Source organism: Streptomyces sp. NPDC033216 (genome assembly GCF_055577115.1).
Genome location: NZ_JBVIQK010000003.1, coordinates 334,365 through 358,705, shown reverse-complemented (window position 1 = coordinate 358,705; position 24,341 = coordinate 334,365). Strand labels below are relative to the sequence as shown.

Here is a 24,341-nt window from a genome sequence, read left to right as displayed (position 1 = left end):
GTCAGTCGCCCGTCGACTCACGGGCGTTCAGTTCTGCAAGAGGAGGACGGGCTTGACGGTGCGGCCGACGGTCATGTCCCGCACCGCCCGGTCGATGTCCTCGAACGGATAGGTGCCGACCAGACGGTGCAGCGGAAGCCGCCCGTCCTTGACCAGTTGGACGAGGGCCGGGATGAAGGTCTGCGTCTCACTGTCGCCGAGGGTGAGGCCGACGACCCGTTTGCCGCTCAGCAACCCGTTGACGTCCAGAAGGACTTCGGTGCCGAAGGGCGGGGCGCCCACGACGACGAGGGTCCCGCGGGCGGCGAGCGCGTCGACGCCCCGGCGCAGGACGGCGACGTTGCCGGTCGTCTCGACGACCCCGTCGGCGCCCCGGCCGCCGGTGATGTCCGCGACCGCCGCACCGAGGTCGGCCTCGCTCGCGTCCACGGTGTGGGTGGCGCCCAACTCCGGTGATCGGCTTGCCGACGTCGAGACTCTCCAGGCGGGCGATCTCGTCGGCCTCCTCGCGGATCAGCTCTGCCACGCGGTGCAGGACGCGGCCCCGCTCCCGGCCGCTGAACCCGGACCACGGGCCGGCGTCGAAGGCGGTGCGGGCCGCCCGGACGGCCGCGTCCACGTCGGCGGGGCCGGCGGCGGCGACGCTGGTCAGCACCGTGCCGCGGGACGGGTCGACCACCTCGGTACGCGCTCCGTCGGCGGCCTCGCGCCACTGTCCCCCGACGAAGAGCCGGCCGGGGCCGGTCGGGTGGGTCTCGAAGGTCGTCATCGCCACTCCTCAGCATCGTCGCCAAGTTTTCAACAAACAGGATTCCTGTTGGTTCGCAGCCTCCTTACAGACAGGTTTCCTGTCAATGCTCTAGGCTCTGGCCCATGGTCGGCATGCACACAGCCAAGGCACCCCCGTCCCTCCTCTACATGGTGAAGCAGGTGGAGCTGGTCGTGCGCTCCCACCTGGACGAGCTGGTCAGGCCGTCCGGGATCACGGCGCTCCAGTACACGGCGCTCACCGTGCTGGAGCGACACGACGGACTGTCGGCCGCGCAACTGGCCCGCGACTCCTTCGTCACCGCGCAGTCCATCGCCGACGTGGTGCGCTCACTTCGGAGCCGGGGTCTGATCCGGCGCGAGCGCAACCCCCGCAACCGGCGCGAGCTGCTGATCCTGCTCACCGACGAGGGGCGGGAGGTGCTCGACCGGCACGCCGGGCCGGTGCGGGAACTGGAGGAGCGGATGGTGCGGGACCTCACGGACCGGCAGGCCGAGCAGTTCCGGCTGGCGCTGTCCAAGGCGTGGCAGGCCCTCTCGTAGGGGCGCAGACTCCCGCCGGAGGGGTATTCTTCACCACTTCGTTCACGACCCGAAAAAACTCGGCCGAGACACGCCCTCATTTTCGAAGACATATGTCAATCGAACATGCTGGAATTCACTCCATCGGAGTAACGTGCTGGGGTGGGGAACTGCCGTGCGCACCCCCGCCGTTGGAGGCTCCCGACCGGTGGAGCTGTGTGGGAGGCGATGTCGTCGTGCAGCAGGAATCCGCCGCGGACACCCCGCATCTGCGCGTCCGGGAGGACCGGGGGTACACGGTGCTGGAGTTCCACGGCGAGATCGACATCGTCGCCGCGGCGGAGATCGGCTCGCTCCTGGACCGTGCCACGGCCGGTCCCGCCCCTCGCGTGGTGCTCGATCTGAGCGGGATCGAGTTCTTCGACTGCTCGGGGCTGCGCCTGCTCTACCGCGCCCGCGGCCGGGTCCTGGACCACGGCGGCGACCTGCACCTCGTCTGCACCCACGCGCTGACCCTGCGCGTCCTGCGGGCCACCGGGCTGTCCCGGCTGCTGCCGCCCGCGCCGAGCCTGGAGGCGGCCCTGGAGCGGCCGGGGGCCACGTCCGGCTCGTTATGACCCCACATGACCCCACCAGGGTCTTTCCCGGCACCTCCGCGTCGAAGAGGGCACTCACGAACCCACCGACCCACCGTCGTGACTACGCCGTACGGCCTCGGCCAGGGCCAGGCGACAAACAGCGCGTGCACCCTGCCCGTGTGCTCCTCGACGGCCACCGGCACCGGGCCGGTGCACACGATCCCCAGCACGCCCGGCCGCTCGCCGAGCCGCTCGAGGGCGCCGTCCGCGAACCGTCCGTGCGGACGGGCCACCCCCATCGCCGGCGCCGGCTCCCGCACCCGGTCCGGGGACGCCCTTGTCACCGCTCCTCAACGGGAGGGCCTGTCACGGCGTTTGACGGGCATCAGGTGAGCAGGAAGGAGGACCGTCCCCATGACGACTTCCATGAAGCGCCTCCCCAGGCGCATGCCCGGCTGGGCCAAGGTGCTCACCGCTGTCGTGGTCGTGCTCGTCGTGATGTTCGCCGGGATCCGGCTCAGCCTGCTGCCGGGACTGCGCGACTTCTTCGGCACCGAGACCCACGACCGTTCGGGGCCGGCACTGCTCCAGTCCATCCAGGACATGAGCCGCTACGAGGCCGCCTCCGGCAACTTCCAGGTCGTCGTCGACCTGGAGAAGGACGCCAAGTACCTCCCCGACGCGCTCCGAGGCACGCGCACCCTGTACGTCGGGGCGGGCACCGTGGACGCCTACGTCGACCTCGGTCAGGTGGGCGACAAGGACGTGACGGTCGACAGCGACCGTACGTCGGCCACCCTCCGGCTGCCGCACGCCCGGCTCGGCACGCCGGCCCTCGACCCCGACCGCTCCTATGCCGTCTCCAAGCAGCGCGGCCTCCTCGACCGGCTCGGCGACCTCTTCTCCGACAACCCCAACGGCGAGCAGGCCGTGCAGAAGCTCGCGGTCCGGCACATCGGTGAAGCGGCGAAGGACAGCGAGCTGACCGCGCGCGCCGAGACCAACACGACCAGCATGCTCCAGGGCCTGCTGCGCTCGCTCGGCTTCACGGAGGTGCGGGTGACCTACGGCGCCTGATCTGCGGGGTGCGCCCTCCGGTTGCACGACCGGGCGCGTCCGCGTCTCACAGCCCCGGACAGGCGGGCAGCCCCGGCGGGAACGGCGGGGCTGCTGGACTGGGCCCGCGGCACGGCCGCGCCGACCAGCAGCGAAGCGAGGTGGGACGGGTGGGCCACGCAGTTCCCGACGTCCCCGGCTGGGCGACGGTGCAGCGGCGGCGCCCGATCCGGCGCACGGCGGAGGGCGCGCCTCGCGAACCGGACGCGTGCACGGCGGCGGCCGGCGAGGCCGGGGTCGCTCCGGCGGCGCGGGAGGCGGCCCCGGGGGTGTGGGGAGCCGGGGTCCGGCCCGTCGCATCTCGCGTCCATTCGGGGGTAACCGCCTTACCACGCAGGGAAGTTGAAGAGTGGAGGACCGCATGGACCGTGCAGCCCTACGTCCGCGTGCCGCCGCACTGCGGGTACGCACCGCGTTTCGCCTGCGCACCGCCGAGCCGGAACCGCCCGCGGAGACCGAGCAGGCCAAGAGGGGCAAGGGGGCGGGATTCGGCAGGCGGGCGAAGGCCGGCAGGCAGACCACGTCCGGCGTCGCCGGACGCGACGGGCGGCGGCCGCTGCCCTGGCCCCTACGGCTGCTGGCGATGATGATCGCCTTCGCGTTCATGGTGGCGTTCGCCGTCGTACTGGCCCGGCTCACCCTGGAGCCGTCCCCCGCCTCCGAGGCGCTGGTGCACTCCAACCTTCACCCCGGCCGGTCGCTGAGGGCGTACCTGGACCAGCCGGAACTGCGCGACGCGGTGAAGCAGATCGGCGGGAACCTGCTGCTCGGGGTGCCGTTCGGCGTGCTGGTGCCCGTCGTCGCGCCCGGGGCGCGCGGACTGGTGCGGGTCCTGCTGCTGACCGCGAGCGTGATGCTGCTGGTGGAGTTCGCCCAGGGCGCGCTGGTGACCGGGCGCGCCTTCGACGTCGACGACGTCATCCTCAACACGGCGGGCGCGCTGGTCGGTTACCTGCTGGCCGGCCGGAGGATGGGCCGGGCCGTGCACGCGCGCCGGGTGTGACGACGCGGGCGGCTCCCGGTGCGGGCACCGGCAGGTCCACCCAGCTAGCGGTGGCGGGGTTTCCAGGTGTAGCGGTCGCCGCCCACCCAGCGCACCACGTCCGGGTCGTCGAGGTCGTGGACCGTGATGCCGAACGCGGCGGCCGTCTCGAGGACATCGGTGACGGCCCTCGCCTCACCGACCACCTCTCCGTCGATTTCCACGATGCGAAACGGTGACTCGCCCGGCTGCACCCCGAGCACCGTGATCCGCGGCTGGGACATGTAAGGGCTCGCGATTTCGGTCATGTCATAGAGCGTAAAACGCAATCAGCCGGTGCGAATCACCTGATTCCGGCGTCGGCTGGACCGTTCCCGCCGTCCAGCAGGTCCAGCCCGGACCGCTCGACGGCTACCCCGAGGATTGGCCGCCCGGCGGCCCCGTGTTCACCCGGCCGGGTGAGGCCGGGGCCGCCGCAGGAGCCGTACGAAGCCATACCGCGGGCGGTCTCAGGGCCTGCGCCAGTCGTCGCTGTCGAGGTGCGATCCCGCCTGCGGGCCCATCCTGAGCATCCCGCCGTCCACGCTCCAGGAGGCGCCGGTGACATACCCGGCGTCCGGCCCGGCGAGGAAGGCGATGACGGCGGCGACCTCGCGGGCGTCGCCGGGGCGGCCCAACGGGATGCCGGGGCGGCTCCGCGTGTGCGGGTCGATGTCCTCCTGCCCGGTCATGGGCGTGGCGATCTCGCCGGGCGCCACGGCGTTGACGGTGATGCCGTACTCGGCGAGTTCGAGGGCCATGACCTGCGTGAGCAGGCCCAGTCCGCCCTTGGCCGCGCAGTACGGCGCGGCACCGACGCGGGGCTGGTGCTCGTGGACGGAGGTGACGTTGACGATGCGGCCGCCGTCGCCCTGCCGGATCATGCGGCGGGCCGCCTCCTGCCCGCAGAGGAACGGGCCGACCAGGTCGACGTCCAGGACGCGCCGCACATCGTCCAGCTGGAGGTCGAGGAAGGGCGTCATGGTGCCGGTACCGGCGTTGTTGACAAGCACGTCGACGCGGCCGAGCCGGTCGCACAGCTCGGCCACCGTGCCGACGACGGTGTCCGGCCGGGTCAGGTCCAGCGAGGCCACGGCGGCCCGTCGGCCGTGCGACCGGACCTCCTCCGCGGTGTCCTCGGCTCCCTTCGAGTCGCTGTGCCAGGTGATCCCGACGTCCATCCCCGCGGCGGCGAGGCGTACGGCGGTGGCGCGGCCGATGCCGGAGTCGCCACCGGTGATCAGGGCGACCTTGGGCTGGGGAACGGTGGGGTCGGACATCGGCGGCCTCCTCGGGCACGGCGAGGGTGGGGGACGTCGCAGTACCCGGGTGGGTACGGACCAAAACCGGCGTTCCCGTCGTGCGGGCCGGGCCCGGGTGGGGAACGCTGGTGCCAGGAGGTGGCGATGGACCCCGTCGAGGCTCTGGACCGGATCGCCTTCCTGCTGGAGCGGTCCCTGGCGCCGACCTACCGGGTGCGCGCCTTCCGTACCGCGGCCCGTGTGCTGGCGCGGCTGCCCGCCGGGCAGATCGGTGAGCGGGCGGACGCCGGAACGCTGGAGTCCCTCAAGGGGGTCGGTCCGAAGACCGCGCAGGTGGTGCGCGAGGCGCTGGCCGGAGGGGTCCCGGCCTATCTGGAGAAGCTGGAGGAGGAGGTCGGCAAGCCGCTCACCGGCGGTGGAGCCCGGCTGCGGGCCCTGCTGCGCGGTGACTGCCACCTGCACTCCGACTGGTCGGACGGCGGCAGCCCCATCGAGGAGATGGGCCGGGCGGCGGCCGCGCTGGGACACGAGTGGGCGGCGCTGACCGACCACTCGCCGCGGCTGACGGTGGCCCGCGGGCTGTCCCCGGAGCGGCTGCGCCACCAGTTGGACGTGGTGGCCGAGCTGAACGCGACGTGGGCACCGTTCCGGCTGCTGACCGGCATCGAGTGCGACATCCTCGACGACGGCTCCCTCGACCAGGAGCCCGAACTGCTGGAGCGGCTCGACGTGGTCGTGGTGTCCGTCCACTCGAAGCTGCGGATGGACGCCCGCGCGATGACGCGCCGGATGGTGACCGCCGTGCGCGATCCGCACGCGGACGTGCTCGGCCACTGCACGGGGCGGCTGGTGACCGGACGGGGGCGGCCGGAGTCGCAGTTCGACGCGGACGAGGTGTTCGCCGCCTGCGCCGAGTCGGGCACGGCCGTGGAGATCAACAGCCGGCCCGAGCGGCTCGACCCGCCCCGGCGGCTGCTGCGCCGGGCCGTGGCCGCCGGCGCGCTGTTCTCCATCGACACGGACGCGCACGCGCCCGGACAGCTGGACTGGCAGGTCCTCGGCTGCGAGCGGGCCGAGGAGTGCGGGGTGCCACCGGAGCGGGTGGTCACCACCTGGCCCTTGGACGACCTGCTGGCCTGGACACGGGAGGGCCGGGTGCCGGCGGGCGTGACCGGCGCCTGACGTGGTACCCGGCGCGGGCCGCGCGAGCAGGAAGGGACCCGCCCGCGGCCCGCGTGGACCCGCGCGGACGCGGACGACCGGTCCGCACCCGTGACGCCCCGCGCGGACGAAAGCCGACGAAAGGACCCCGGATGGAACGCGCCGCAGTCTTCGACGTCGACGGCACGCTCGTCGACACCAACCACCTGCACGTCGTGACCTGGTGGGAGGCGTTCCGGCAGGCCGGCCACCGAGTGCCCATGCACTCCGTGCACCGGGCGATCGGCCTCGGTTCCACCGACCTGATCGCCCACGTGCTGGGCGAGGACCGCGACGAGGAACAGGACGCCGTGCTGAGCGCCGCGCACAAGGCCCTGTACGGCCAGTACTTCGACCGGCTGCCCGCACTGCGGGACGCCGGGGCGCTGCTGCGGCGGCTGCACGAAGACGGCCGACGGGTGGTGCTCGCCACCTCCGCGAGCGGCGCCGAACTGTCGGCGCTGCGCCGCGCCCTCGACGCCGACGAGGCGATCACGGCCACGGCGAGCGCGGACGACGTCGAGCAGGGCAAGCCCGCCCCCGAGACCGTCGAGCACGCCCTGGAGCTGGCCGGCGTGCCCGCCGAGCGGGCCGTCTTCGTCGGCGACACGGTGTGGGACATGCGGGCGGGCCGCCGGGCCGGGGTGCGCTGCGTCGGCGTGCTGTGCGGGGGCATCCCGCGCGCCGACCTGGAGGAGGCGGGCGCCGAGGCGGTCTACGACGATCCGGCCCATCTGCTGGCGGCCCTGGAGGACAGCCCGCTGGCATGAGCGACCGAGTGGGAACACACGTGACGGAGGCGCCCTGGGGGCGGCGCGTGCTGGAGGCGGCGCGGCGCGAGGGGGGTGCCGTCGGCCGGGCCGCGCGGGCGGCAGCCGGCGGGCCCGGCAGGGAACGGGACCTGGTCGTCCAGTCGCTGAAGGCGGTGGTGGCGGCCCTGCTGGCCTGGCTGGTGGCGGCGGACTGGATGGGCGACCCGATGGCCCTCATGGCGCCCTGGGTGGCGCTGGTCCTGGTGCAGGCCACGGTGTACGGCTCGCTGCGGCAGGCCGCCCAGCAGTGGACGGCGATCTGCGCGGGCACCCTGCTCGCGTCGGCCGCGCAGGCCGTCACCGGAGACACCCTCGGCGCGCTCGCGCTGTCCCTGCCGGTACTGATGCTGCTGGCCAACTGGCCCCGGTTCGGCGACCAGGGCATCTACGCGGCCACCACGGCGGTGTTCACGATCGCCTCGGGCGCGGTGTCGGCGTCGGCGGTCGGACACCGGGTGGGGCAGGCGGCGCTCGGCGCGGTCATCGGGATCGCCGTCAACGCGCTGGTGCTGCCGCCGGTGCATCTGCGGGACGTGCGGGAGAACCTGGTGGCGCTGGCCCGGGAGGCGGGCGGGACGCTGGACGCGGTCGCGGCCGGGCTGCGGGAGGGCGACTGGGACGCGACGACGGCCGCCGAGTGGTCGCGGGCGGCCGACCGGCTGGAACGGCGGCGTGAGGGGCTGCGCTCGGCGCGCGGCTGGAGCCAGGAGAGCCTGCGACTGACCTCCGGGCCGCTGCGGGCGCTGCACCGCCTCCCGCTGGACGTGCCACCGGAGTCCGAGGACGCCCGCTGGGGCCGGGTCACCGACCACACTGCGGCCCTGACCCGCGCGCTCGCCGTGGCGGCCGACGGCGACCGCACGCCGGCCCCGCCCGAGGCGGCGGCCCTGCGGACCTACGCCCGTCTGCTGGAACTGCTGGGCGAGGCCTGCCGGACGGAGGCGGAAAGGTTCCCGGTGCTCGGGGCCCGAGGCGAGGAGAGGGCGGAGGAATCGGCCGAGCTGGAGGAGTTGCGACGCCGCTTGCAGGACAGCCTGCGCGATCACGCCACGCGCGGTGCGGCGCATACGGCTGTCCTGGGGACGCTGCTGCTCCAGGCGGAGAACCTGTGGGCCGAGATCCTCCCGGCCGCCCGGCAGGCGGACCGGAGCCGGTGACGCGGATCACGGCGGGGGGCGGCGGGGCCGGGAACACCCAGCGGTGGTTCACCGTTGAACAGACCGTGGGTGCGGATGGGACAGTGTCCCCGGGCCTCACCTTTTGCCCACAGGGACGATCGTTCGGCTGAAGCCCTGTGGAGCCTTTCGCCGAGAGGCGACCGCCGTCCGCGCCCACACCCAGACCGCCCCGACCGTGATTCCCCCGTCCCGGTCGGGGCTTTCCTCTGTCCCCGGTGGCCGCCCGTGCCGGCCGGCCGGGACGGGCGGCCACCGGGAGGACCGCGACGCCACCGAGCCCGAACGATCTCGCTCATCCGGTGATCGTCCCGCGGCCGTCCGGTCCGTTCCGGGTGGCGCGTGCCTCGCCCGGAACGGGGGTACTCGTCGCACCCCAGCCGAGGGCGGCGAGAGGAGTCGAAGGTGAGCAACGGGTCGGGCAGGAGGGTCGTGGTCACCGGGGCGACCGGCAATGTCGGCACGAGTGTGGTGCGGCTGCTGGTGGAGGATCCCGAGGTGGAGTCGGTGGTGGGGCTGGCCCGGCGGTTCCCGGACCGGACACCGCCGAAGACGGAGTGGTCGGCGGTCGACCTGGGCTCCGCGGAGACCGATCTCGCCGGGGTGTTCGAGGGCGCGGACGCGGTGGTGCATCTGGCCTGGGCGTTCCAGCCGACGCACGATCCCGTGAGGACCTGGCGGACCAACGTGCTGGGCAGTCTGCGGGTGTTCGAGGCGGTGGCGGCGGCGAACGTGCCGGCACTGGTGCACGCCTCGTCGGTGGGTGCCTACTCGCCGGGGCCCAAGGAGCGCCCGGTGGACGAGTCGTGGCCCACGCACGGCTGGCCGGACGCCGCGTACTGCCGGGAGAAGGCCTATCTGGAGCGGGCCCTGGACACCTTCGAACGCGACCATCCCGAGACCCGGGTGGTGCGGATGCGGCCGGCGTTCCTGTTCAAGAGGGAGTCGGCGAGCGAGCAGCGCCGCATCTTCGGCGGCCGGTTCCTGCCGGGGCAGGTCTTCCGTCCCGACCTGCTGCCGTTCCTGCCGGACGTGCCGGGACTGCGGATGCAGGCGCTGCACACCGACGACGCCGCTCAGGCGTACCGGCTCGCCGTGCGCACGGAGGTGCGCGGGCCGTTCAACCTCGCGGCCGATCCGCCCCTGGACGCCGCACTGCTCGCCGAGATGTTCGGCGCCCGCCCCGTGCGGCTGCCCCGGACGGCGGCCCGCTCGGCGATCGCCGCGGCCTGGGGCCTGCGCCTGCTGCCCGCCTCTCCGCACCTCTTCGACGCGGTCCTGCGCCTGCCACTGATGGACTGCACCCGCGCCCGCGTCGAACTGGGCTGGCATCCTCAGCGCACGGCGCCGGAGGTCCTGGAGGAGTTCCTGCGCGGGGTCCGCGCCGGCGCGGGCGCGCCGACGGCGCCGATGCGAGGACGCAAGGTGGGCTGACGACGGGTGTCGGCGGTACGCGCCGGTGACGGCCGGGCCTGGCCGTCACCACCCCACCGCCGGGACCGATTCGGGGCGCACCACCGGCCTCCCCTGACGCTCGGTACGGCCATCTGCGGCGGGCCCTCCCCCGGCTCGGACACCGCCGGTCCGCGTCCGGGCGGGGCGGGCCTGGCCGTCAACCCCCTCGTGCCGATCCGGCGTGCCCACCCGGCGCCGACCCTTCGTGCCTGCCCGCAGGAGTGGAGCGCGGTCCGGCACGGCGACGAAAACCGCCCGGTCGGCCATGCGGACGATCGTCGCAAGGGACCGGGCGGCGGGTCGTCGGGACCTCCGCCTGGGCGCGCACGTCTCAGCCGGACGGCTCCTCGGGGGTGGGCTGGTCGGGGTTGACGGTGGCCGGACGGGGAGCGCCCTGGCGGCCGGTGCCCGCCTCGTCCGTGTCGGGGACGTCCGCGCCGGTGTCGGCATCGTCGCTCGCGCCGGGGTTCTTGTCCGACCGGGCGGGAGCGATTTCCCAGGGGTCCTCGCCTCCGTCCGCCTGCTGGTCGGGCAGGTCGCGCGGTACGGGCGTGCCGTTCTCTCCAGGTCCTTCGAGGCGGTGTTCGGCCACGGCGTCCTCCCTTCGGGGTCATGTCGCACGGGCGGGACGCGAGTACCTCCTGGGTGACCGGCGAAACCTCAGTGCGGGACGCGGTCCTCCAGAGCGGTGCGCCAGGCCGGGGCCGGACCGCTGGGGACGGGCTCGGGGCGGCGGCCGCCGCGCGAGAAGAAGTCGGCGAGCGGCAGGATCGCCGCGCCCACGGTCACCGCGTCGGGCCCGAGCCGGCCCAGTTCGACGGTGACCTTCTCGGCCGGGTGGCGCAACGCGTACGCGGTGGCGTGGCGGCGCACGGCGGGCAGGAAGCGGGCGCCGAGCTGGAGGCCGGCCCAGCCGCCGATGAGGATGCGCTCGGGCTGGAAGAGGTTGATCAGGTCGGAGAGCCCGGCACCCAGGTACTCGGCGGTCTCCTCCAGTACGGCCAGGGCGACCGGGTCGGCCTCGGCGCCGTCGGCCGGGTAGGCGGCCGCGAGCATCGCGGTGAGCGCGGTCTCCTCGTCGGTGCCCCGAGGAGGCTCGCCGCCCTCCTCGCGCCAGCGGTCGAGAAGCGCCTCGGCACCCGCGTACGCCTCCAGGCAGCCGAGCGCCCCGCAGCGGCAGCGGCGTCCGCGCACCCGCACGGTCAGGTGCCCCCATTCGACGGCGCGGCCGTTCTCCACCTCGGGGGTGACGAGGCAGGCTCCGACGCCGGAGCCGAAGAGCACGACGCAGGCGTTGTGGGCGCCCCGGCCGCCGCCGAACCACATCTCCGCCTGGCCCAGGGTCTTGGCGCCGTTGTCGATGAAGTACGGGACGCTCTCGGGGAGCGGGGAGCCCGCCCGCAGCAGTTCCTCCAGCGGGACGGCGTCCCAGCCGATCGTCTGGCCGTGCACGACGGCCCCGTGCTCGGGGCCGCGCTCGACGATGCCGGGGACGCCGATGCCGACGCCGAGCAGCCGTTCGGGGGCGATGCCCGCGGCGCCGAGCACTTGGGCGACGCCGTCGCGGATGTGGCCGACGATGCCCTCGACCTCGTACTGCCGCTGTTCCAACGGGCGTTCCGCGCGGGCGAGTTCGGTGAGGGTCAGGTCGAACAGCTCGATGCGCACGCGGGTCTCGCCGACGTCCACGCCGATCATGTGGCCGCTGGCGGGCGCGACGCGCAGCAGGGTGCGGGGCCGGCCGCCGTCGGAGTCGACGCTGCCGGCCTCCTCCACGAGCCCGTCGGCGACGAGGTCGGCGACGACATTGCTGACCGAGCCGGAGCTGAGGCCGGTGACCGGTCCCAGCTCGAAGCGGCTGAGGGGGCCGTCGAAGTAGAGCCGTTGCAGGACGGCCGTGCGGTTGGCCCGCCTGAGATCGCGTACCGTACGCCCGTTGCGCCCCGCCATGTCGGCCCCCTTCGAACCCTGCCCGACCTGCAACATACCTGTGCGGGTGGGGTCCGCGCGACATTCGTACAACCCTTAGTTCACGATGTGAGCTAAGAGACGCGGGCCTTCTCGATCCCCTCGGGGGCCGCGAGCCGCTCGGTGGCGACCGACTTCTGGACCGCTTCGGCCCGGCCTTCGGCGACCGCCCGCGGCAGGCTCTCGGTGACCACGATCAGGCAGCGGCGGGCGTGGCGGCGGGCCAGGCGCAGGCGGGCCGAGGCGTCCCGCCCCGCCGGGCCGTGCGGCGCCCGTTCCCGTGACTCCATGCCTGTGCGCCCCCCTTCCCCCGCCCTGTGCACCGCGAGCCGGCCGCATCCCCTCGGGTGCGTAGACCGTACCGACTACCCTGGCCCGATGACCACCGGCCGCCCGAGCGCGCTGTCGACGGCGCTGGACGAGACGCACGACCCGCCGCTACGGCCGCTGCCCGCGGCGGTGGCCGAACTGCTGCGGGACGTGGGCGCGCCGCCTCGGCTGGTGGCACATCTGCGGGCCGTGCACGATGTCGCCGCGCAACTCGTCGACTGGCTCGGCGCGTACCGGCCGGAGCTGGCGGTGGACGCCGACGCGGTGCTGTTCGGCGCCGCCACCCATGACGTGGGCAAAACCCTGCACCCCGCCGAACTCTCCGGCCCCGGCTCGCGGCACGAGGAAGCCGGCCGGGACCTCCTGCTGACCCACGGCGTTCCCCCCGAGCTGGCACGCTTCGCCGCCGGACACGCCCACTGGAGCACGGAGACCGCCGTCGAGGACCTCCTGGTGAGCCTGGCCGACAAGGCCTGGAAGAACAAGCGGGTGGCCGACCTGGAGGACCTGGTGGTGGCCGGCCTGTCCCGCGCGGGCGGACGCCCGGCCTGGGAGGAGTTCCTGGCCCTCGACGAGTTCCTCGTCCATGTCGGCGAGGACGGGCACCGCAGACTGGCCTGGCAGGCGGCGCATCCGGTGCTCGGGTGAGCGCCGCGTAGCGGTGGCACCCGCTGGTGGGCGCGCCGGCACGGAGGGAGGCGGCCGCCGGTACCGCGGGCAGAGGGGCGGCACACCTCCTCGACCCCTCCGCCCCCTCCCTCGAACCGGTCCGGCGTGCGCCACCCCGCCCCACGCCTGGGGCGGAGAATCCGGCGCGCCGTACTCCGGTCGCTCCCGCGGCTCGGCGTCGTCGTACTCGCCCTGGAGATGCGCCTCTCCCGACTGGGGTAGCCGCCGGGGTGTGGGGGTGAGCCGGCGTGGACGGTGCCGGTGACGAACCGCGGGTCGGCGGGCCCCGTCGCACGCCAGGGACCGCAGGTGGGGATCCCCGTGCCGGGCCGGTCGGGATGTGTCGGAGGTCGCGCGCGGGGTCGGCGCGTGCGGCCGGTCCCACCCGCCGGGCGGGCCGCGGTCCGGCGCCCGGCCGCCCCTCGCGCCCGCCGTGGCACGACCTGACGGAAAATCACTGGCCCCCTTTACCCGTGTCTCTTTACGCTTAGGTTAAAACCTAGAGCCCCAAGGAAGCGGCGGTCCGGTCCGCCGGCCGTCGGGGGCCCGCGATTCAGGAGACCTTTTCGATGAGGACACTCACCGAGCACGACATCCGCAACTCCTTCGTCAACTGCTCCAAGGGGGAGGCCAGGCGCCTGGCGGTGCCGCGCGATCTCGACTCGCGACCCTGGGGCGATCTGGACTTCCTGGGTTGGCGGGATCCAGGCGCCCCCGACCGCAGCTACCTGGTGACCGAGCGGGGCGGGCGCCCGGTGGGTGTGACCCTGCGGTTCCCCGCCTCGCGGCGTGGGTTCCTGCACCGCAGCATGTGCTCGCTGTGCCTGACCACCCATCCCGGCGGCGGAGTCTCTCTGATGACCGCGCGCAAGGCCGGCGCGGCGGGGCGTGAGGGCAACTCGGTGGGCCTGTACATGTGCACGGACCTGGCCTGTTCGCTCTATGTACGCGGAAAGAAGGTCCCCGAGTCCGGGGGCCGGTTCGAGGAGAGCCTCACCCTGGAGGAGCAGATCGCGCGGACGACGGGCAACCTGGCCGCCTTTCTCGACAAGCTGTCGGACTGACTCCGCGGGCCGCCCCCCGTCAGGCTGACGCCTCCGTTCGCGCCCCCTTTCGAAGTGGGTGACGGAAGAGACGTTCGAGGCAGGTGAGGAGCGGGAACTGGCCAAGGAATGCAAGATGTACGTGAACGTGCCGCGCCGTTCGTGCGGTTCGTGCGGCGCCGTCGGGAACCCGCGGTCGTCCAGGCCCTGCGGTCCTCCGCAGCCGCGACGATCGCCTATGTCATCGCGCTGCACCTGAGTCCGGAGGCAGCCCCGCTCACGGCACCGCTGACCGCGCTGCTCGTCGTCCAGGTCACCCTGTACGCGACGCTCACCAACGGTGTGCGGCGCGTCAACGCGGTGGTGGCGGGCGTACTCGTCGCCATCGCGTTCAGCCTGTTGGTGGGGCTGACCTGGTGGAGTCTCGGGCTGCTGATCGTGGCCGCGCTGGCCGTCGGCCATCTGGTACGGGTCGACGAGTACGTGCCCGAGGTGGCGATCAGCGCCATGCTGGTGCTGGGCGTGACCACGGTCGGGAACACCGCCTGGGCGCGTGTGCTGGAGACCCTGATCGGGGCCGTCGTCGGCCTCGGCATCAACCTGCTGCTTCCGCCCCCGGTGTGGGTGGAGGAGGCCGGCGAGTCCATCGAGGGCCTGGCCCGGCGGGTACGGCAGCTGATGCTGCGGATCGGCGAGGAAGCCGCCGGCCGCACTCCCTCCGAACAGGCCGCCGCCCGCCTGCACGAGGCACGCCGCCTCGACCACGACATCGTCGAGGTGGACGCGGCGCTGCGGCAGGCGGAGGACAGCCTGCGGCTCAATCCCCGTGTGCGCGAGGGCGTGCTGCACCGGGTGGTGCTCCGCACCGGCCTGGACACCCTGGAGATCTGCACGGTCGTCCTGAGGGTCCTCGCGCGCACCCTCACCGACCTGACGAAGGAGCGCGAGCCGGCGGCGTTGTTCCCCGCGGAGACCAGCGCCACCCTGGAACGGCTGCTGTCGGAGATCGCCGACGCGGTGGTCAGCTTCGCGGTACTGGTCACCACCCACGTCAGCGAGAACGCGGAGTCCGCCGAGGAGCGCCTCACCTCGCAGCTGCGGCAGGCCGCGGTCACCCGCGACAAGCTCGCCCAGCTGCTGCTGGAGCAGCTCCAGCACGACGCCCGGCAGTGGCAGCTGCACGGCGCGGTGCTGACCGAGGTCAACCGCATGCTCGACGAACTCGACACCGAGCACCGCTCGCGCCGCCTCCTGGAGGAGCTGGACCGCGCCACGCGGGAGCAGGACCGGCGACTGCCGTGGCTGTCCCGGCTGCGCGAGCGCATCCACCGGCGGCTGCGGGTTCCGGACCGGCTGCGGCGCAGGAGGCGCACCGACACGCGCCGTTCTGCGTGACGACACCGCCCGGCACGGGCCGCGCCGAGCCGGTCCCGTGCCGGGCCCGTGGACGGCGACGGGGCGTGGGCGACGCACGGGGACGACGAGGGGGACGATGACCCCGGCCCTCCGCAGGCCCGGCCCCCCGGCCAGGCTCCGAAGCGCATCAGGTGCAGCCGCTCGACGACGCGCCGGGAAAGCCGGCGTGCGGAACGCACCGGTGGGCGGGACAACTGCGGGCCGACGCTGCGTTCGGCTTTGCGTTCGGCGGGTGGCGCGGGTCAGGGTGGCTTCCACAAGGGTGGCGGACGACGACTCGAGGTGCGGCGCATGGGCAGCGGGACGGGAACGGCACACGGAGGCTGGGGCAGGCGTCGCTTCGTCGGGGCGCTCGGCGCGGCCGCCGCCGCCTCGGCCCTGGCCGGCTGCGGGGACGGCGCGTCACGGACCCCCGCGGCGCCGCACGACGGCACGGCGAGCGCCCCGGACCAGCCGTCCGCCCCCTCCCCGACCGCCGCCTCCTCCCGGCCCCCGCGGACGCCGTCCGGCCCCCGGCCGCTCTACCTCGGCACCTACACCTCCGTCGAGGGCGGCGGCAAGGGCATCGGCGTCGCCGCGTACGACCCCGTGTCGGGCCGGATCACCCGCTCCGGCACGATCACCGGCGTCCCGGACCCGTCGTATCTCGCCGTGCACCCGGACGGCCGGACGCTGTACGCCGTCCAGGAGCGGGAGCGCGGGGCCGTGACCGCCGTACGCACGGCGGACCGTCGGGTACTGGGCAGCCGGGCGACGGGTGGGGCCCACACCTGTCATCTGTCGGTGCATCCGGGCGGGCGCTGGCTGCTGAGCGCCGACTACGGCTCGGGCACGGTCGCGGTGCATCCCATCGACGCCTCGGGGGCGCTCGGCGAGCGCACCGACCTGGTCACCCACGGCCGTCCGGCGCCCGGACCGGGGCAGGAGGACCCGCACGCGCACCAGATCGTCACGGCACCGGACGGCGGCCACGTGCTCGCCGTGGACCTCGGCACCGACACCGTCCACTCCTACCGCCTGGACCAGCGGGCGGGCACGCTGACCGAGGTCGCGCGGGCCCGCACCCGGCCGGGCGCCGGTCCGCGCCATCTCACCTTCCACCCCGGCGGCCGGTACGCGTACCTGGCCGACGAGGTCGACGACACGGTCTCGGTCTGCGCCTACGACCCGCCCTCCGGCCGCCTGACGATCGGCGGAGCGCAGTCCACGGGTGCGAAGGCGGACCCCAACCACCCGGCGCAGTTCGCCGTCACACCGGACGGCGCGTACGCCTTCCTGGCCAACCGGGGCGACGACACGATCGCGCGCTACGCCGTCGAGGCGGACGGGGCGCGGCTGCGCCTGCTCGGCACGGTGCCGTCCGGCGGGGAGTTCCCCCGGCAGCTCGCCCTCTCCCCCGACGGCGGACTGCTGTTCGCCGCGAACCAGCGCTCCGGCACGGTCGGCGTGTTCCGGGTGGACGGCCGCGACGGCGCACTGCGGCGCGCGGGCGAGCCGTTCGGGTCACCCGTCGCGGTCTGTGCGCTGCCGTTGTAGGGCGCGGGGGCAGGACGCGGCGGCGGCCTGGTGGAGCAGGACGTGCATGCGCTCGGTGAGCTGCCCGACGTCGTCGGCCGGCGCGTGGAAGGGCAGCCGTACGTCGCCGTGGGCGCGGGCGCGCTCGATGCGCAGCGTCAGTCCGTGCCGGTCGACGGCGAGCGGTGTGACCCGGACGGCGCCGTGCAGGCTGTCCGCGCGGACGAGCCGGGTGAGCCGTTCCACGGCATCGGGGTGTGCGTCGGCGAGGTGGGTGAGCAGGTGCGCCTCGGCCAGGGCCAGCGGATCGGGGTCGGCGGCGGCGAACTCGTCGAGGGCGACGACGACCGCCCCGGCGGGGTCCTTCAGCACGACGCGGGTGGCGTGGAAGGCGAGGTGGCCGTCCTCGGGGACGAACCAGCCGGCCAGCCAGAGCCGGGCGCGGATGCGGCCCCGCACCGGGACGGGCGCGACGTCGGCGAACTCCAGTACGGCGGACGGCTCACCGCGCGGCGCGCAGATCGCGGCCGTCAGCAGCGCGCTGTCCTCCGGCACGTGCAGGAACACCCGCCCGTCGTCGCCGACGGTGTGCGCGCCGACGAACTCCTCGCGGCCGCCGTCCGCGGTCACCGCGCACGACCACGACGCGGCGAGCACGGACCGGGCCCGTTCCGCCGCGCCGGGCACGGCCGTCCAGCCGTCGCTGTCACCCATCCCGGACATCCCAGACCTCCTTAGGTTAGCCTTGCCTAAGTTATCGGAGATCGGGGCGTGCGCCAACCAGGACCGTGAACCCCGTGCGGCACCCCTCATCGGGCGATGACGCCGAGCAGCGCCCGTGCGCACAACTCCCGGACCTGCTCCCGCGACAGCGTGTCCTCGGCCCCGCGCAGCCACTCCAGGCACACCGCCGTGGTGAACGCCAGCCAGCCGCGCACGGCGAGGCGCACGTCGGCGCGCCCCCCGAACAGCGGGCCGAACTCGGGGTCGGCGGCGAGGGCGGCGAGGATCTGCCGCTCCTGGGCCGCCAGCGCCCGCTGGTAGACGCGGCGCACGGCCCGGTCACCGGCCGCGTCCGCCCGGTGGAAGGCGCGATAGCCGTGCGCGTGGGCGCGAACGTACTCCAGGTAGGCGTCCAGGCCGGTGGCGAGTTGCTCGCGGACGGGGACGCCGGGGACCGCCGCCGTCATGCGCAGCATCCGCTCGCTCTCCCGCTCGACGACCGCCGCGAAGAAGTCCCGTTTGGTCGGGAAGTAGTGGTAGAGCAACCCTCGCGAGACGCCGGCGATCTCGGCGACCTGCTCGATCCACACCTCGTCGTACGGGCTCTCCGAGAACAGGCGCGCGCCCACCGACAGAAGCTGGTCGCGGCGCTCCTGGGTGCTGAGGCGGCGCCGTGTGCGCTCCCCCTGGTGGGCGGCCATGCGGGCACTGTACTTGACGCCGGTTCAGCGGCGGGACGAGACTGGGCGCGTTATTGAACCCACGTACAACAAGCCCAACCTGCCGCTGGATCAAGGGAGATCGCGTCATGGCGGAGTCGAAGGCCGGGGCGGAGCCGGGCCCGCGGGCCGGGTCGCGAGCGGGCACGGAGGCCGGGGCCGCGCTCCCCAAGGGGTTCCGCGGTGCCGAACTGGGGTGGCCCGAGCTGCGGCGCATCCCGCGTCCGCCGTACCGGCTGCCACTCGTCGGGGACGTGCTGGGAGCGAGCCGGCGGACGCCGGTGCAGGACTCCCTGACGTACGGCCGCCGGCTCGGTCCGATCTTCCGGCGGCGCGCCTTCGGCCGGGAGTTCGTCTTCGTCTGGGGTGCGCGGCTCGCGGCCGACATGGCGGACGAGACGCGGTTCGCCAAGCACGTGGGGCTCGGGGTCGCCAACCTGCGGCCGGTGGTCGGGGACGCCCTGTTCACGGCGTACAACCACGAGCCCAACTGGCAGCTGGCGCACGACGTGCTGGCGCCCGGGTTCAGCCGGGAGGCCATGGCGGCCTACCACCCGATGATGCTGGACGTGGCGGACCGGCTGACCGGTCACTGGGACCGCGCGGCGGCCTCCGGGGTCGCTGTGGACGTGCCCGGCGACATGACGAAGCTGACGCTGGAGACGATCGCGCGCACCGGCTTCGGACACGATTTCGGCTCCTTCGAGCGGCCCCGTCCGCACCCCTTCGTGACGGCCATGGTGGGCACCCTGAGCTACGCGCAGCGGCTCAACACCGTGCCGTCACCCCGGCTGCTGTGGCGGGCCGGCCGCCGCAACGAGGCCGACATCGCCTACCTCGACCGCACGGTCGACGGGCTGGTGCGGACGCGCCGGACGGGCCCCGGCGGCGACGGCGACCTCCTCGACCGGATGCTGGAGACGGCCCACCCCGAGACCGGGGAGCGGCTGTCGGCGCAGAACGTACGGCGCCAGGTCATCACCTTCCTGGTCGCCGGCCACGAGACCACCTCGGGTGCGCTCTCCTTCGCCCTGCACTACCTCTCCCGGCACCCGCGGGCCGCCGCCCGCGCCCGCGCCGAGGTGGACCGGGTGTGGGGCGACGCCCCGGTGCCGGGGTACGACCAGGTGGCCAAGCTGCGCTACGTGCGCCGGGTCCTCGACGAGTCGCTCCGGCTGTGGCCGACGGCGCCCGCGTTCGCCCGGGAGGCCCGCGAGGACACGGTGCTGGCCGGCGAGCATCCGATGCGGCGCGGCGCGTGGGCGCTGGTACTGACGGCGATGCTGCACCGCGACCCCGAGGTGTGGGGCCCCGACGCCGAGGAGTTCGACCCGGACCGCTTCGAGGCGGGCGCGGTACGGGCGCGCGCCCCGCACACCTTCAAGCCGTTCGGCACCGGGGCGCGGGCCTGCATCGGGCGGCAGTTCGCGCTGCACGAGGCCACGCTGGTGCTCGGCCTGCTGCTGCGCCGCTACGAGTTGGTGCCCGACCCCGGCTACCGGCTGCGGGTGACGGAACGGCTCACCCTGATGCCGGAAGGGCTGCGGCTGCGACTGGAGCGGCGCACCCCGGTGGCAGCCACCGCCGGAGCACCGGACGCGGGGGAACCCGCCTCAGCGCCCCGCTGTCCAGTGCGCGGGCCGGCCGACTGACGCCGGCAGCCTGGTCCCGGCACTCCCCCGGGCCGCGGTGAGCTGCGGCTGGGTCAGGAAGATCGCGCCGGTCAGGTCGGCGTCCGTGAGGTCGGCGTCGCGCAGGTCGGCGCCGATGAGGTCGGCACCGCGCAGGTCGGCGCCGGTCAGGTCGGCGGCGACGAGCAGGGCGCCGCGCAGGTTCGCCCCGCGCAGGTCGGCCCCCTTGAGACGGGCGCCCATCAGGTCGGCTCCCCGGTGTTGCTTCCTGCGGCCGGGCACACCCGCGCGGGCCAGTTCACTGCTCCGCAGCAGCAGGGCGTTGACCTCCCCGCGGTGCGCGGACACGTCCAGCGCGGCGAGTTCCTCGGGGGTGCCCCGCGTCAGTTCCTCCGTGCGCTCCAGGGCGCGGCGCAGTTCGGGGTGGAGCGGGCGGGCCGCGGCCAGGGCGAGGGCCTCGGTGAGGTACCAGAGCAGTTCGTGGAGGTGCCGGACGACCGGGAAGACCTCGACCATGCGGCGCGCGTGGTCGCGGGAAGCCGTACGCCAGCCCTGGCCGGCGAAGGTGATCTGCGAGACCTTCTGGCCGGCGCCGAAGCAGTCGTAGACCGTGCAGCCGTTGAAGCCCTGCTGCCGCAGCCGGGCGTGGATGCCGCAGCGGTGGTCCTCGCCCAGGTTGGGACAGGGTTTCCCGGCGTCCTTGTCGATGGCGAAGTCCGCGGAGCGGGCGAAGGGCAGGGCCACGCAGCACAGCCCGAAGCAGTTGCCGCAGTCGCCGCTCAGGTCTTTCCGGTCCACCGTCTGGTCTCGCATCTGGTCCACCCTACTGACCTGCGCTCTGTCCCCGTACAGGGTGACGTTCCTGCCGCCGGCGACCGTGACGCCCAGGACCGCCCGCAGGACACCGTCGGGGGGCCTCGAGGATGCCGGCCTCACCGTGGATCAGGACGAGCGGGTCGTGGGAGGCGGACCCGCGGCACCCGGACGGGCCCGGCGCTCCGCGCGACGGGCCGACAGGGCCTCTTCGGCGTTCAGGCCTCCCCCTGTTCCCTCTCCCCCGCCGGCCCTGTCGGGCCCTGTCGGCCGAACAGTTCGAAGGCCACCGCCGGTGTGCCGCCGAAGCGTTCCCCCGCGGCCCGCGCCACCTCCGTCAGGAGATTCCGTACGTAGGTCTCGGGGCGCTCGTCGGTCAACGCCTCGATGTACGTCCGGTGGCAGAGCAGCGAGGCGACGGCCCGCTCCAGTCCCGGCGTCGCGTCCACGGCGTGCGTGGGGTTCGCGGACCCGGCGACGGCGACCCAGCGGACGCCGTTCCAGGGCCGGAGGCCCCGCTCGGCCAGTTCCGGGAAGATCCAGCGGTTGCCCGCGTCCCCGGCCGCGTCGAGGACGGCCCGGCCGACGGCGACGTGGTCGGGGGTGTTCCAGGCAACCCCGCCCCAGGTGTCGCGGTGGTTCAGGGTGATCACCAGCTCGGGGCGGTGTCGGCGGACGGCGGCGGCGATGTCCCGGCGCAGGGCGGGGCCGTACTCGATCACCCCGTCCCGGTGGTCGAGGAACTCCACCGTGGCGACACCGACGACGGCGGCGCTCGCCCGCTGCTCGCGTTCCCGCAGCGGCGCGCACTCGGCGGGCGCGATCGTGTCGATGCCGGCCTCGCCGCGGGTCGCCAGCACGTAGGCGATCTCGCGGCCCGCGTCCGTCCAGGCGGCGATCGCGGCCGAGCAGCCGTACTCCAGGTCGTCCGGGTGCGCGACGACGGCCAGCGCGCGCCGCCAGTCCTCGGGCATGGGTGTGAGCTGAGGTGGTGTCGGCTCGATCATGGTCCGCACCCTAGCCGGAGCCCACCGCCCGGCACACCCGGCTTCCCGCGGCGGGTCAGGCCTCGTCGCGGGTCAGCGCCAGCAGCCGGTCCAGGACGCGGGGGCCGCCCGCGCGGACGCCGTCGTGTTCGAACTCGTCGGTGACCCAGGTGCGCAGACCGCGGATGGCGCGGGCGGTCCGCAGGGAGTGCGCGGTGTCGACGTACAGGTCGTCGTGGTAGATCGCCGCCGCGACCGGGACCTCGTTGGCGGCGAGGCGGGCCGGGTCGTACAGGGGCGTCCAGTCGGTACGGGCGGCGAGGAGGTCGGCGGTCTCGCGCAGCGGGCGCAGCGCGGGGTCGCGCTCGAACATCCAGGGGTGGACGGTCTCGCCGGTCAGCAGCAGCGGTCCGTCGCCCGCGAGGGTCTTGGCCGCGTCGAACTGCGGGAACTCGGCGCGCACCCGCTCGGCCGACCAGGCCGTGGGCCGGTCGTCCTGACCGTAGATCGACTCGTGGACGAGGGCGTAGAGGGGGTGCGAGGCGTACGACAGGAGGCCCTGGATCTCCTCCTGGAACGCGTCGGACAGGGCGGGTCCCCGCAGGGTGGGCACGAAGGGGTCCTCGAGGAGGAAGTGCAGCCGGTGGCTGCCCTCGCTGCCGCCGAGGAGGATGCCGAGGGTCTGGAAGGCCTCGACGCCCAGGCGGTAGCCGCCGGGAAGGGTCACCTCGTGCTGGAGCAGGTGCTCGGCGATCCGCCGGGCGCGCTCGACGTCCTGCGGGTAGCGGGCGTAGTGCGCGGCGACCTTGCGTTCCATGCGGGGGTACGCGGCGCGGTAGACGTCGTCGGCGTGGGCGTCCAGTGAGGGCAGGCCGCCGGTGATCACGGCCGCGGCGAGCCCTTCGGGGGCGAGGGAGAGATAGGTGACCGTGCAGAAGCCGCCGAAGCTCTGGCCGAGGACGGTCCAGGGGGCACCGCCGGTGACCTCGCGGCGCACCAGCTCGCAGTCACGGACGATGGAGTCGGCGCGGAAGCGGGCCAGGTACGCGGCCTGTTCGGCCGGGCCGCCGCGCAGCGGGAGCGTCTGGCGGTTGGCTGGGGTGGAACGGCCGGTGCCGCGCTGGTCGAGGAGGAGCACGCGGTACTCCTTCAGGGCGCGGTCGAGCCAGGCCTGCCGGCCGACGGACCGCTGGGCGCCGAAGCCGGGTCCGCCCTGGAGGTAGAGCAGCCAGGGCAGGTCCCCTCGCGCCTTGTCCCCGGCGACGACCTCGCGGGCGTACAGCTCGATCGTCTCCCCTGCCGGATCGGCGTGGTCGAGGGGCACGGTGAAGCGGTGGTCGGTGAGGACGACGCCGGGCTGGCGGTAGCTGACGGACAACTGAGGCTCCCGTGACGATCGGTGTGCGGGCCGCGTCCCAGTTCAGCACATGTCCGGGTGCCGGCGGAGCCCGGGGGATCATGAACGGCTACTGAACGGCGGGTCAAGCCGCCGACCGCCCCGGGGATCACCGCTGCTGAACGGCCGGTCAGCGCGATGGCAGGCTGGACCGGCGCACGACCAGTTCCGGCTGGAGCACGACCCGGCGGTGCTCGTGCCCGCGCGCCCCGCCGTCGGATCCCTCCTCGGTCTCCTCCAGGAGCATGTCGGCGGCCAGGGCGCCCATGGTGACGGCCGGCTGGCGGACGGACGTCAGGGGGACGGCCGCGGCGGCGGCGAACTCGATGTCGTCGTAACCGACGATCGCGAGGTCGTCGGGGACGTTGACGCCTGCCGCGTACATGGCCTGGAGGACGCCGAGGGCGAGCAGGTCGTTGGCGCAGAAGACGGCGGTGGGACGGTCGGCCAGGCCGAGGAGCCGGGCGCCCGCGTCCCGGCCGGCGGCCACGTCGAGCCGCTCGGTGGGCAGTTCGCGCAGGCAGTCGGGGCCGAGGCCGGCCTCGGCGAGGGCGCTCAGGGCGCCGGTGCGGCGGTCGCGGATCTGGGTGAGTCCGGGCGGGCCGCTGACGTAGGCGACGGAGCGGTGTCCGGCGTCGACGAGATGGCGAACGGCGAGGGCGCCGCCGGCCACGTCGTCGACGGAGACCGAGCACTCGGTGGTGCCCTCGGAGACCCGGTCGACCAGCACGAACGGGATGCCGTGCCGACGGAACGCGGCGATGTTGCGGCCGGTGGCGTCGGCCGGGGTGAGCAGCACGCCCCGCACCCGCTGTTCGGCGAAGAGAGACAGGTACTCGGCCTCCTCACCGGCGCTCTCGGCGCTGTTGCAGACCATCACGCCGAGCCCCGCCCGCCGGGCGGCCCGTTCGGCGCCGCGGGCGACGTCCACGAAGAAGGGGTTGCCCATGTCGAGGACGAGCAGCCCCATGATCCGGCTGCGGCCCGCCCGCAGTTGGCGGGCGGACTCACTGCGGACGTAGCCGAGCCGGTCGATCGCGGACAGCACACGCGCGCGGGTCTCCGTGGCCACGGTGTCCGGGCGGTTGATGACGTTGGACACCGTGCCGACCGAGACTCCGGCGACGCGGGCGACGTCCTTGATTCCCACCGACTGGGCCATGAGGCAGGGACCTCCAGAGAGACAGGGACGAGGGGGCGGCGGGGGCCTTCACATTACCGCC

24 protein-coding genes and 2 pseudogenes are annotated in these 24,341 nt (G+C 74.2%); 13 read left to right on the top strand and 13 right to left on the bottom strand.

Going from position 1 to position 24,341, the window contains the following annotated elements; genetic code table 11:
• Positions 1–27: 27 nt before the first annotated feature.
• Together ACZ5Y0_RS08295 and ACZ5Y0_RS08290 are read right to left on the bottom strand one after the other, a co-directional pair.
• A pseudogene (locus tag ACZ5Y0_RS08295) lies at positions 28–453 on the bottom strand (zinc-binding dehydrogenase); the annotation flags it as partial.
• Positions 452–769: pseudogene (locus ACZ5Y0_RS08290) on the bottom strand (aldehyde dehydrogenase family protein); the annotation flags it as partial. The pseudogenes ACZ5Y0_RS08290 and ACZ5Y0_RS08295, both read right to left, overlap by 2 nt.
• Positions 770–882: 113 nt before the next feature.
• On the opposite strand from ACZ5Y0_RS08290, the gene ACZ5Y0_RS08285 reads away from it, so the two are divergent.
• The 4 genes from ACZ5Y0_RS08285 (at position 883) to ACZ5Y0_RS08270 (ending at position 3,987) form a co-directional block, all read left to right on the top strand.
• Positions 883–1,311 carry a MarR family winged helix-turn-helix transcriptional regulator gene (locus tag ACZ5Y0_RS08285; protein ID WP_469128033.1) on the top strand — a complete coding sequence of 143 codons (429 nt, stop codon included), beginning with the start codon at positions 883–885 and terminating at the stop codon, positions 1,309–1,311.
• 215 nt (positions 1,312–1,526) lie between these two features.
• Positions 1,527–1,907 (top strand): anti-sigma factor antagonist, encoded by a 381-nt coding sequence (locus tag ACZ5Y0_RS08280; RefSeq protein WP_469127817.1) that lies wholly within the window; start codon positions 1,527–1,529, stop codon positions 1,905–1,907.
• 375 nt (positions 1,908–2,282) lie between these two features.
• Complete coding sequence (locus ACZ5Y0_RS08275; RefSeq protein WP_469127816.1) at positions 2,283–2,945, top strand: DUF4230 domain-containing protein; 663 nt, start codon at positions 2,283–2,285, stop codon at positions 2,943–2,945.
• Between the two features lie 400 nt (positions 2,946–3,345).
• On the top strand, positions 3,346–3,987 hold the full coding sequence (locus ACZ5Y0_RS08270) for a VanZ family protein (RefSeq protein WP_469127815.1): 642 nt from the start codon (positions 3,346–3,348) through the stop codon (positions 3,985–3,987).
• Positions 3,988–4,031: 44 nt separating this feature from the next.
• On the opposite strand, the gene ACZ5Y0_RS08265 is transcribed toward ACZ5Y0_RS08270, so the two are convergent.
• On the bottom strand, positions 4,032–4,274 hold the full coding sequence (locus tag ACZ5Y0_RS08265) for a hypothetical protein (protein ID WP_469127814.1): 243 nt from the start codon (positions 4,272–4,274) through the stop codon (positions 4,032–4,034).
• Positions 4,275–4,475: 201 nt separating this feature from the next.
• Positions 4,476–5,285, bottom strand: a complete 810-nt coding sequence (locus ACZ5Y0_RS08260; RefSeq protein WP_469127813.1) for an SDR family oxidoreductase — start codon at positions 5,283–5,285, stop codon at positions 4,476–4,478.
• Positions 5,286–5,411: 126 nt separating this feature from the next.
• Between ACZ5Y0_RS08260 and ACZ5Y0_RS08255 the strand changes: the two genes are divergently transcribed.
• From ACZ5Y0_RS08255 to ACZ5Y0_RS08240, 4 genes are all read left to right on the top strand, one after another.
• Entirely contained in the window at positions 5,412–6,449 is a 1,038-nt protein-coding gene (locus tag ACZ5Y0_RS08255) for a PHP domain-containing protein (RefSeq protein ID WP_469127812.1), read from the top strand.
• Between the two features lie 131 nt (positions 6,450–6,580).
• Positions 6,581–7,237, top strand: a complete 657-nt coding sequence (locus tag ACZ5Y0_RS08250; protein WP_469127811.1) for an HAD family hydrolase — start codon at positions 6,581–6,583, stop codon at positions 7,235–7,237.
• Positions 7,234–8,436, top strand: a complete 1,203-nt coding sequence (locus ACZ5Y0_RS08245; RefSeq protein WP_469127810.1) for an FUSC family protein — start codon at positions 7,234–7,236, stop codon at positions 8,434–8,436. Before ACZ5Y0_RS08250 ends, ACZ5Y0_RS08245 begins: the two co-directional genes overlap by 4 nt.
• Positions 8,437–8,859: 423 nt before the next feature.
• On the top strand, positions 8,860–9,888 hold the full coding sequence (locus ACZ5Y0_RS08240) for an SDR family oxidoreductase (protein WP_469127809.1): 1,029 nt from the start codon (positions 8,860–8,862) through the stop codon (positions 9,886–9,888).
• A gap of 352 nt (positions 9,889–10,240) precedes the next feature.
• On the opposite strand, the gene ACZ5Y0_RS08235 is transcribed toward ACZ5Y0_RS08240, so the two are convergent.
• The 3 genes from ACZ5Y0_RS08235 to ACZ5Y0_RS08225 all read right to left on the bottom strand — a co-directional run bounded on the left by ACZ5Y0_RS08235 (position 10,241) and on the right by ACZ5Y0_RS08225 (position 12,167).
• Positions 10,241–10,501: a hypothetical protein gene (locus ACZ5Y0_RS08235; protein ID WP_469127808.1), complete on the bottom strand. Its 261-nt coding sequence runs from the start codon at positions 10,499–10,501 to the stop codon at positions 10,241–10,243.
• Positions 10,502–10,569: 68 nt separating this feature from the next.
• Positions 10,570–11,859: an ROK family protein gene (locus ACZ5Y0_RS08230; protein WP_469127807.1), complete on the bottom strand. Its 1,290-nt coding sequence runs from the start codon at positions 11,857–11,859 to the stop codon at positions 10,570–10,572.
• Positions 11,860–11,951: 92 nt separating this feature from the next.
• Complete coding sequence (locus ACZ5Y0_RS08225; RefSeq protein ID WP_469127806.1) at positions 11,952–12,167, bottom strand: hypothetical protein; 216 nt, start codon at positions 12,165–12,167, stop codon at positions 11,952–11,954.
• 88 nt (positions 12,168–12,255) lie between these two features.
• Between ACZ5Y0_RS08225 and ACZ5Y0_RS08220 the strand changes: the two genes are divergently transcribed.
• The 4 genes from ACZ5Y0_RS08220 to ACZ5Y0_RS08205 all read left to right on the top strand — a co-directional run bounded on the left by ACZ5Y0_RS08220 (position 12,256) and on the right by ACZ5Y0_RS08205 (position 16,871).
• On the top strand, positions 12,256–12,855 hold the full coding sequence (locus ACZ5Y0_RS08220) for an HD domain-containing protein (protein WP_469127805.1): 600 nt from the start codon (positions 12,256–12,258) through the stop codon (positions 12,853–12,855).
• Positions 12,856–13,445: 590 nt separating this feature from the next.
• Positions 13,446–13,940: an FBP domain-containing protein gene (locus ACZ5Y0_RS08215; RefSeq protein ID WP_469127804.1), complete on the top strand. Its 495-nt coding sequence runs from the start codon at positions 13,446–13,448 to the stop codon at positions 13,938–13,940.
• A gap of 108 nt (positions 13,941–14,048) precedes the next feature.
• Positions 14,049–15,314, top strand: coding sequence for an FUSC family protein (locus ACZ5Y0_RS08210; protein WP_469127803.1), 1,266 nt, complete (start codon positions 14,049–14,051; stop codon positions 15,312–15,314).
• Positions 15,315–15,626: 312 nt separating this feature from the next.
• Positions 15,627–16,871: a lactonase family protein gene (locus ACZ5Y0_RS08205; RefSeq protein WP_469127802.1), complete on the top strand. Its 1,245-nt coding sequence runs from the start codon at positions 15,627–15,629 to the stop codon at positions 16,869–16,871.
• Here the strand turns inward: ACZ5Y0_RS08205 and ACZ5Y0_RS08200 are convergent.
• Together ACZ5Y0_RS08200 and ACZ5Y0_RS08195 are read right to left on the bottom strand one after the other, a co-directional pair.
• Positions 16,839–17,564: a DUF2470 domain-containing protein gene (locus tag ACZ5Y0_RS08200; protein WP_469128032.1), complete on the bottom strand. Its 726-nt coding sequence runs from the start codon at positions 17,562–17,564 to the stop codon at positions 16,839–16,841. The genes ACZ5Y0_RS08205 and ACZ5Y0_RS08200 overlap by 33 nt on opposite strands.
• 95 nt (positions 17,565–17,659) lie before the next feature.
• Positions 17,660–18,274, bottom strand: a complete 615-nt coding sequence (locus ACZ5Y0_RS08195; protein ID WP_469127801.1) for a TetR/AcrR family transcriptional regulator — start codon at positions 18,272–18,274, stop codon at positions 17,660–17,662.
• A gap of 107 nt (positions 18,275–18,381) precedes the next feature.
• On the opposite strand from ACZ5Y0_RS08195, the gene ACZ5Y0_RS08190 reads away from it, so the two are divergent.
• Positions 18,382–19,944: a cytochrome P450 gene (locus ACZ5Y0_RS08190; protein ID WP_469127800.1), complete on the top strand. Its 1,563-nt coding sequence runs from the start codon at positions 18,382–18,384 to the stop codon at positions 19,942–19,944.
• Here the strand turns inward: ACZ5Y0_RS08190 and ACZ5Y0_RS08185 are convergent.
• The 4 genes from ACZ5Y0_RS08185 to ACZ5Y0_RS08170 all read right to left on the bottom strand — a co-directional run bounded on the left by ACZ5Y0_RS08185 (position 19,906) and on the right by ACZ5Y0_RS08170 (position 24,280).
• Positions 19,906–20,736 (bottom strand): pentapeptide repeat-containing protein, encoded by an 831-nt coding sequence (locus tag ACZ5Y0_RS08185; protein WP_469127799.1) that lies wholly within the window; start codon positions 20,734–20,736, stop codon positions 19,906–19,908. The two genes, ACZ5Y0_RS08190 and ACZ5Y0_RS08185, sit on opposite strands and share 39 nt — an antisense overlap.
• 218 nt (positions 20,737–20,954) lie before the next feature.
• A complete protein-coding gene (locus tag ACZ5Y0_RS08180) occupies positions 20,955–21,743 on the bottom strand; it encodes a PIG-L deacetylase family protein (RefSeq protein ID WP_469127798.1) in 789 nt (262 codons plus the stop codon).
• Positions 21,744–21,798: 55 nt separating this feature from the next.
• Entirely contained in the window at positions 21,799–23,100 is a 1,302-nt protein-coding gene (locus ACZ5Y0_RS08175) for an alpha/beta fold hydrolase (protein WP_469127797.1), read from the bottom strand.
• Between the two features lie 148 nt (positions 23,101–23,248).
• Entirely contained in the window at positions 23,249–24,280 is a 1,032-nt protein-coding gene (locus ACZ5Y0_RS08170; protein ID WP_469127796.1) for a LacI family DNA-binding transcriptional regulator, read from the bottom strand.
• Positions 24,281–24,341: the final 61 nt, after the last annotated feature.

Coding starts and splice junctions, on each gene's coding strand:
- ACZ5Y0_RS08195 (WP_469127801.1), bottom strand. CDS start 18,274: ATGGCCGCCCACCAGGGGGAGCGCACACGGCGCCGCCTCAGCACCCAG.
- ACZ5Y0_RS08275 (WP_469127816.1), top strand. CDS start 2,283: ATGACGACTTCCATGAAGCGCCTCCCCAGGCGCATGCCCGGCTGGGCC.
- ACZ5Y0_RS08210 (WP_469127803.1), top strand. CDS start 14,049: ATGCAAGATGTACGTGAACGTGCCGCGCCGTTCGTGCGGTTCGTGCGG.
- ACZ5Y0_RS08255 (WP_469127812.1), top strand. CDS start 5,412: ATGGACCCCGTCGAGGCTCTGGACCGGATCGCCTTCCTGCTGGAGCGG.
- ACZ5Y0_RS08265 (WP_469127814.1), bottom strand. CDS start 4,274: ATGACCGAAATCGCGAGCCCTTACATGTCCCAGCCGCGGATCACGGTG.
- ACZ5Y0_RS08205 (WP_469127802.1), top strand. CDS start 15,627: ATGGGCAGCGGGACGGGAACGGCACACGGAGGCTGGGGCAGGCGTCGC.
- ACZ5Y0_RS08270 (WP_469127815.1), top strand. CDS start 3,346: ATGGACCGTGCAGCCCTACGTCCGCGTGCCGCCGCACTGCGGGTACGC.
- ACZ5Y0_RS08215 (WP_469127804.1), top strand. CDS start 13,446: ATGAGGACACTCACCGAGCACGACATCCGCAACTCCTTCGTCAACTGC.
- ACZ5Y0_RS08245 (WP_469127810.1), top strand. CDS start 7,234: ATGAGCGACCGAGTGGGAACACACGTGACGGAGGCGCCCTGGGGGCGG.
- ACZ5Y0_RS08225 (WP_469127806.1), bottom strand. CDS start 12,167: ATGGAGTCACGGGAACGGGCGCCGCACGGCCCGGCGGGGCGGGACGCC.
- ACZ5Y0_RS08185 (WP_469127799.1), bottom strand. CDS start 20,736: ATGCGAGACCAGACGGTGGACCGGAAAGACCTGAGCGGCGACTGCGGC.
- ACZ5Y0_RS08190 (WP_469127800.1), top strand. CDS start 18,382: ATGGCGGAGTCGAAGGCCGGGGCGGAGCCGGGCCCGCGGGCCGGGTCG.
- ACZ5Y0_RS08285 (WP_469128033.1), top strand. CDS start 883: ATGCACACAGCCAAGGCACCCCCGTCCCTCCTCTACATGGTGAAGCAG.
- ACZ5Y0_RS08220 (WP_469127805.1), top strand. CDS start 12,256: ATGACCACCGGCCGCCCGAGCGCGCTGTCGACGGCGCTGGACGAGACG.
- ACZ5Y0_RS08200 (WP_469128032.1), bottom strand. CDS start 17,564: ATGGGTGACAGCGACGGCTGGACGGCCGTGCCCGGCGCGGCGGAACGG.
- ACZ5Y0_RS08230 (WP_469127807.1), bottom strand. CDS start 11,859: ATGGCGGGGCGCAACGGGCGTACGGTACGCGATCTCAGGCGGGCCAAC.
- ACZ5Y0_RS08170 (WP_469127796.1), bottom strand. CDS start 24,280: ATGGCCCAGTCGGTGGGAATCAAGGACGTCGCCCGCGTCGCCGGAGTC.
- ACZ5Y0_RS08250 (WP_469127811.1), top strand. CDS start 6,581: ATGGAACGCGCCGCAGTCTTCGACGTCGACGGCACGCTCGTCGACACC.
- ACZ5Y0_RS08180 (WP_469127798.1), bottom strand. CDS start 21,743: ATGATCGAGCCGACACCACCTCAGCTCACACCCATGCCCGAGGACTGG.
- ACZ5Y0_RS08260 (WP_469127813.1), bottom strand. CDS start 5,285: ATGTCCGACCCCACCGTTCCCCAGCCCAAGGTCGCCCTGATCACCGGT.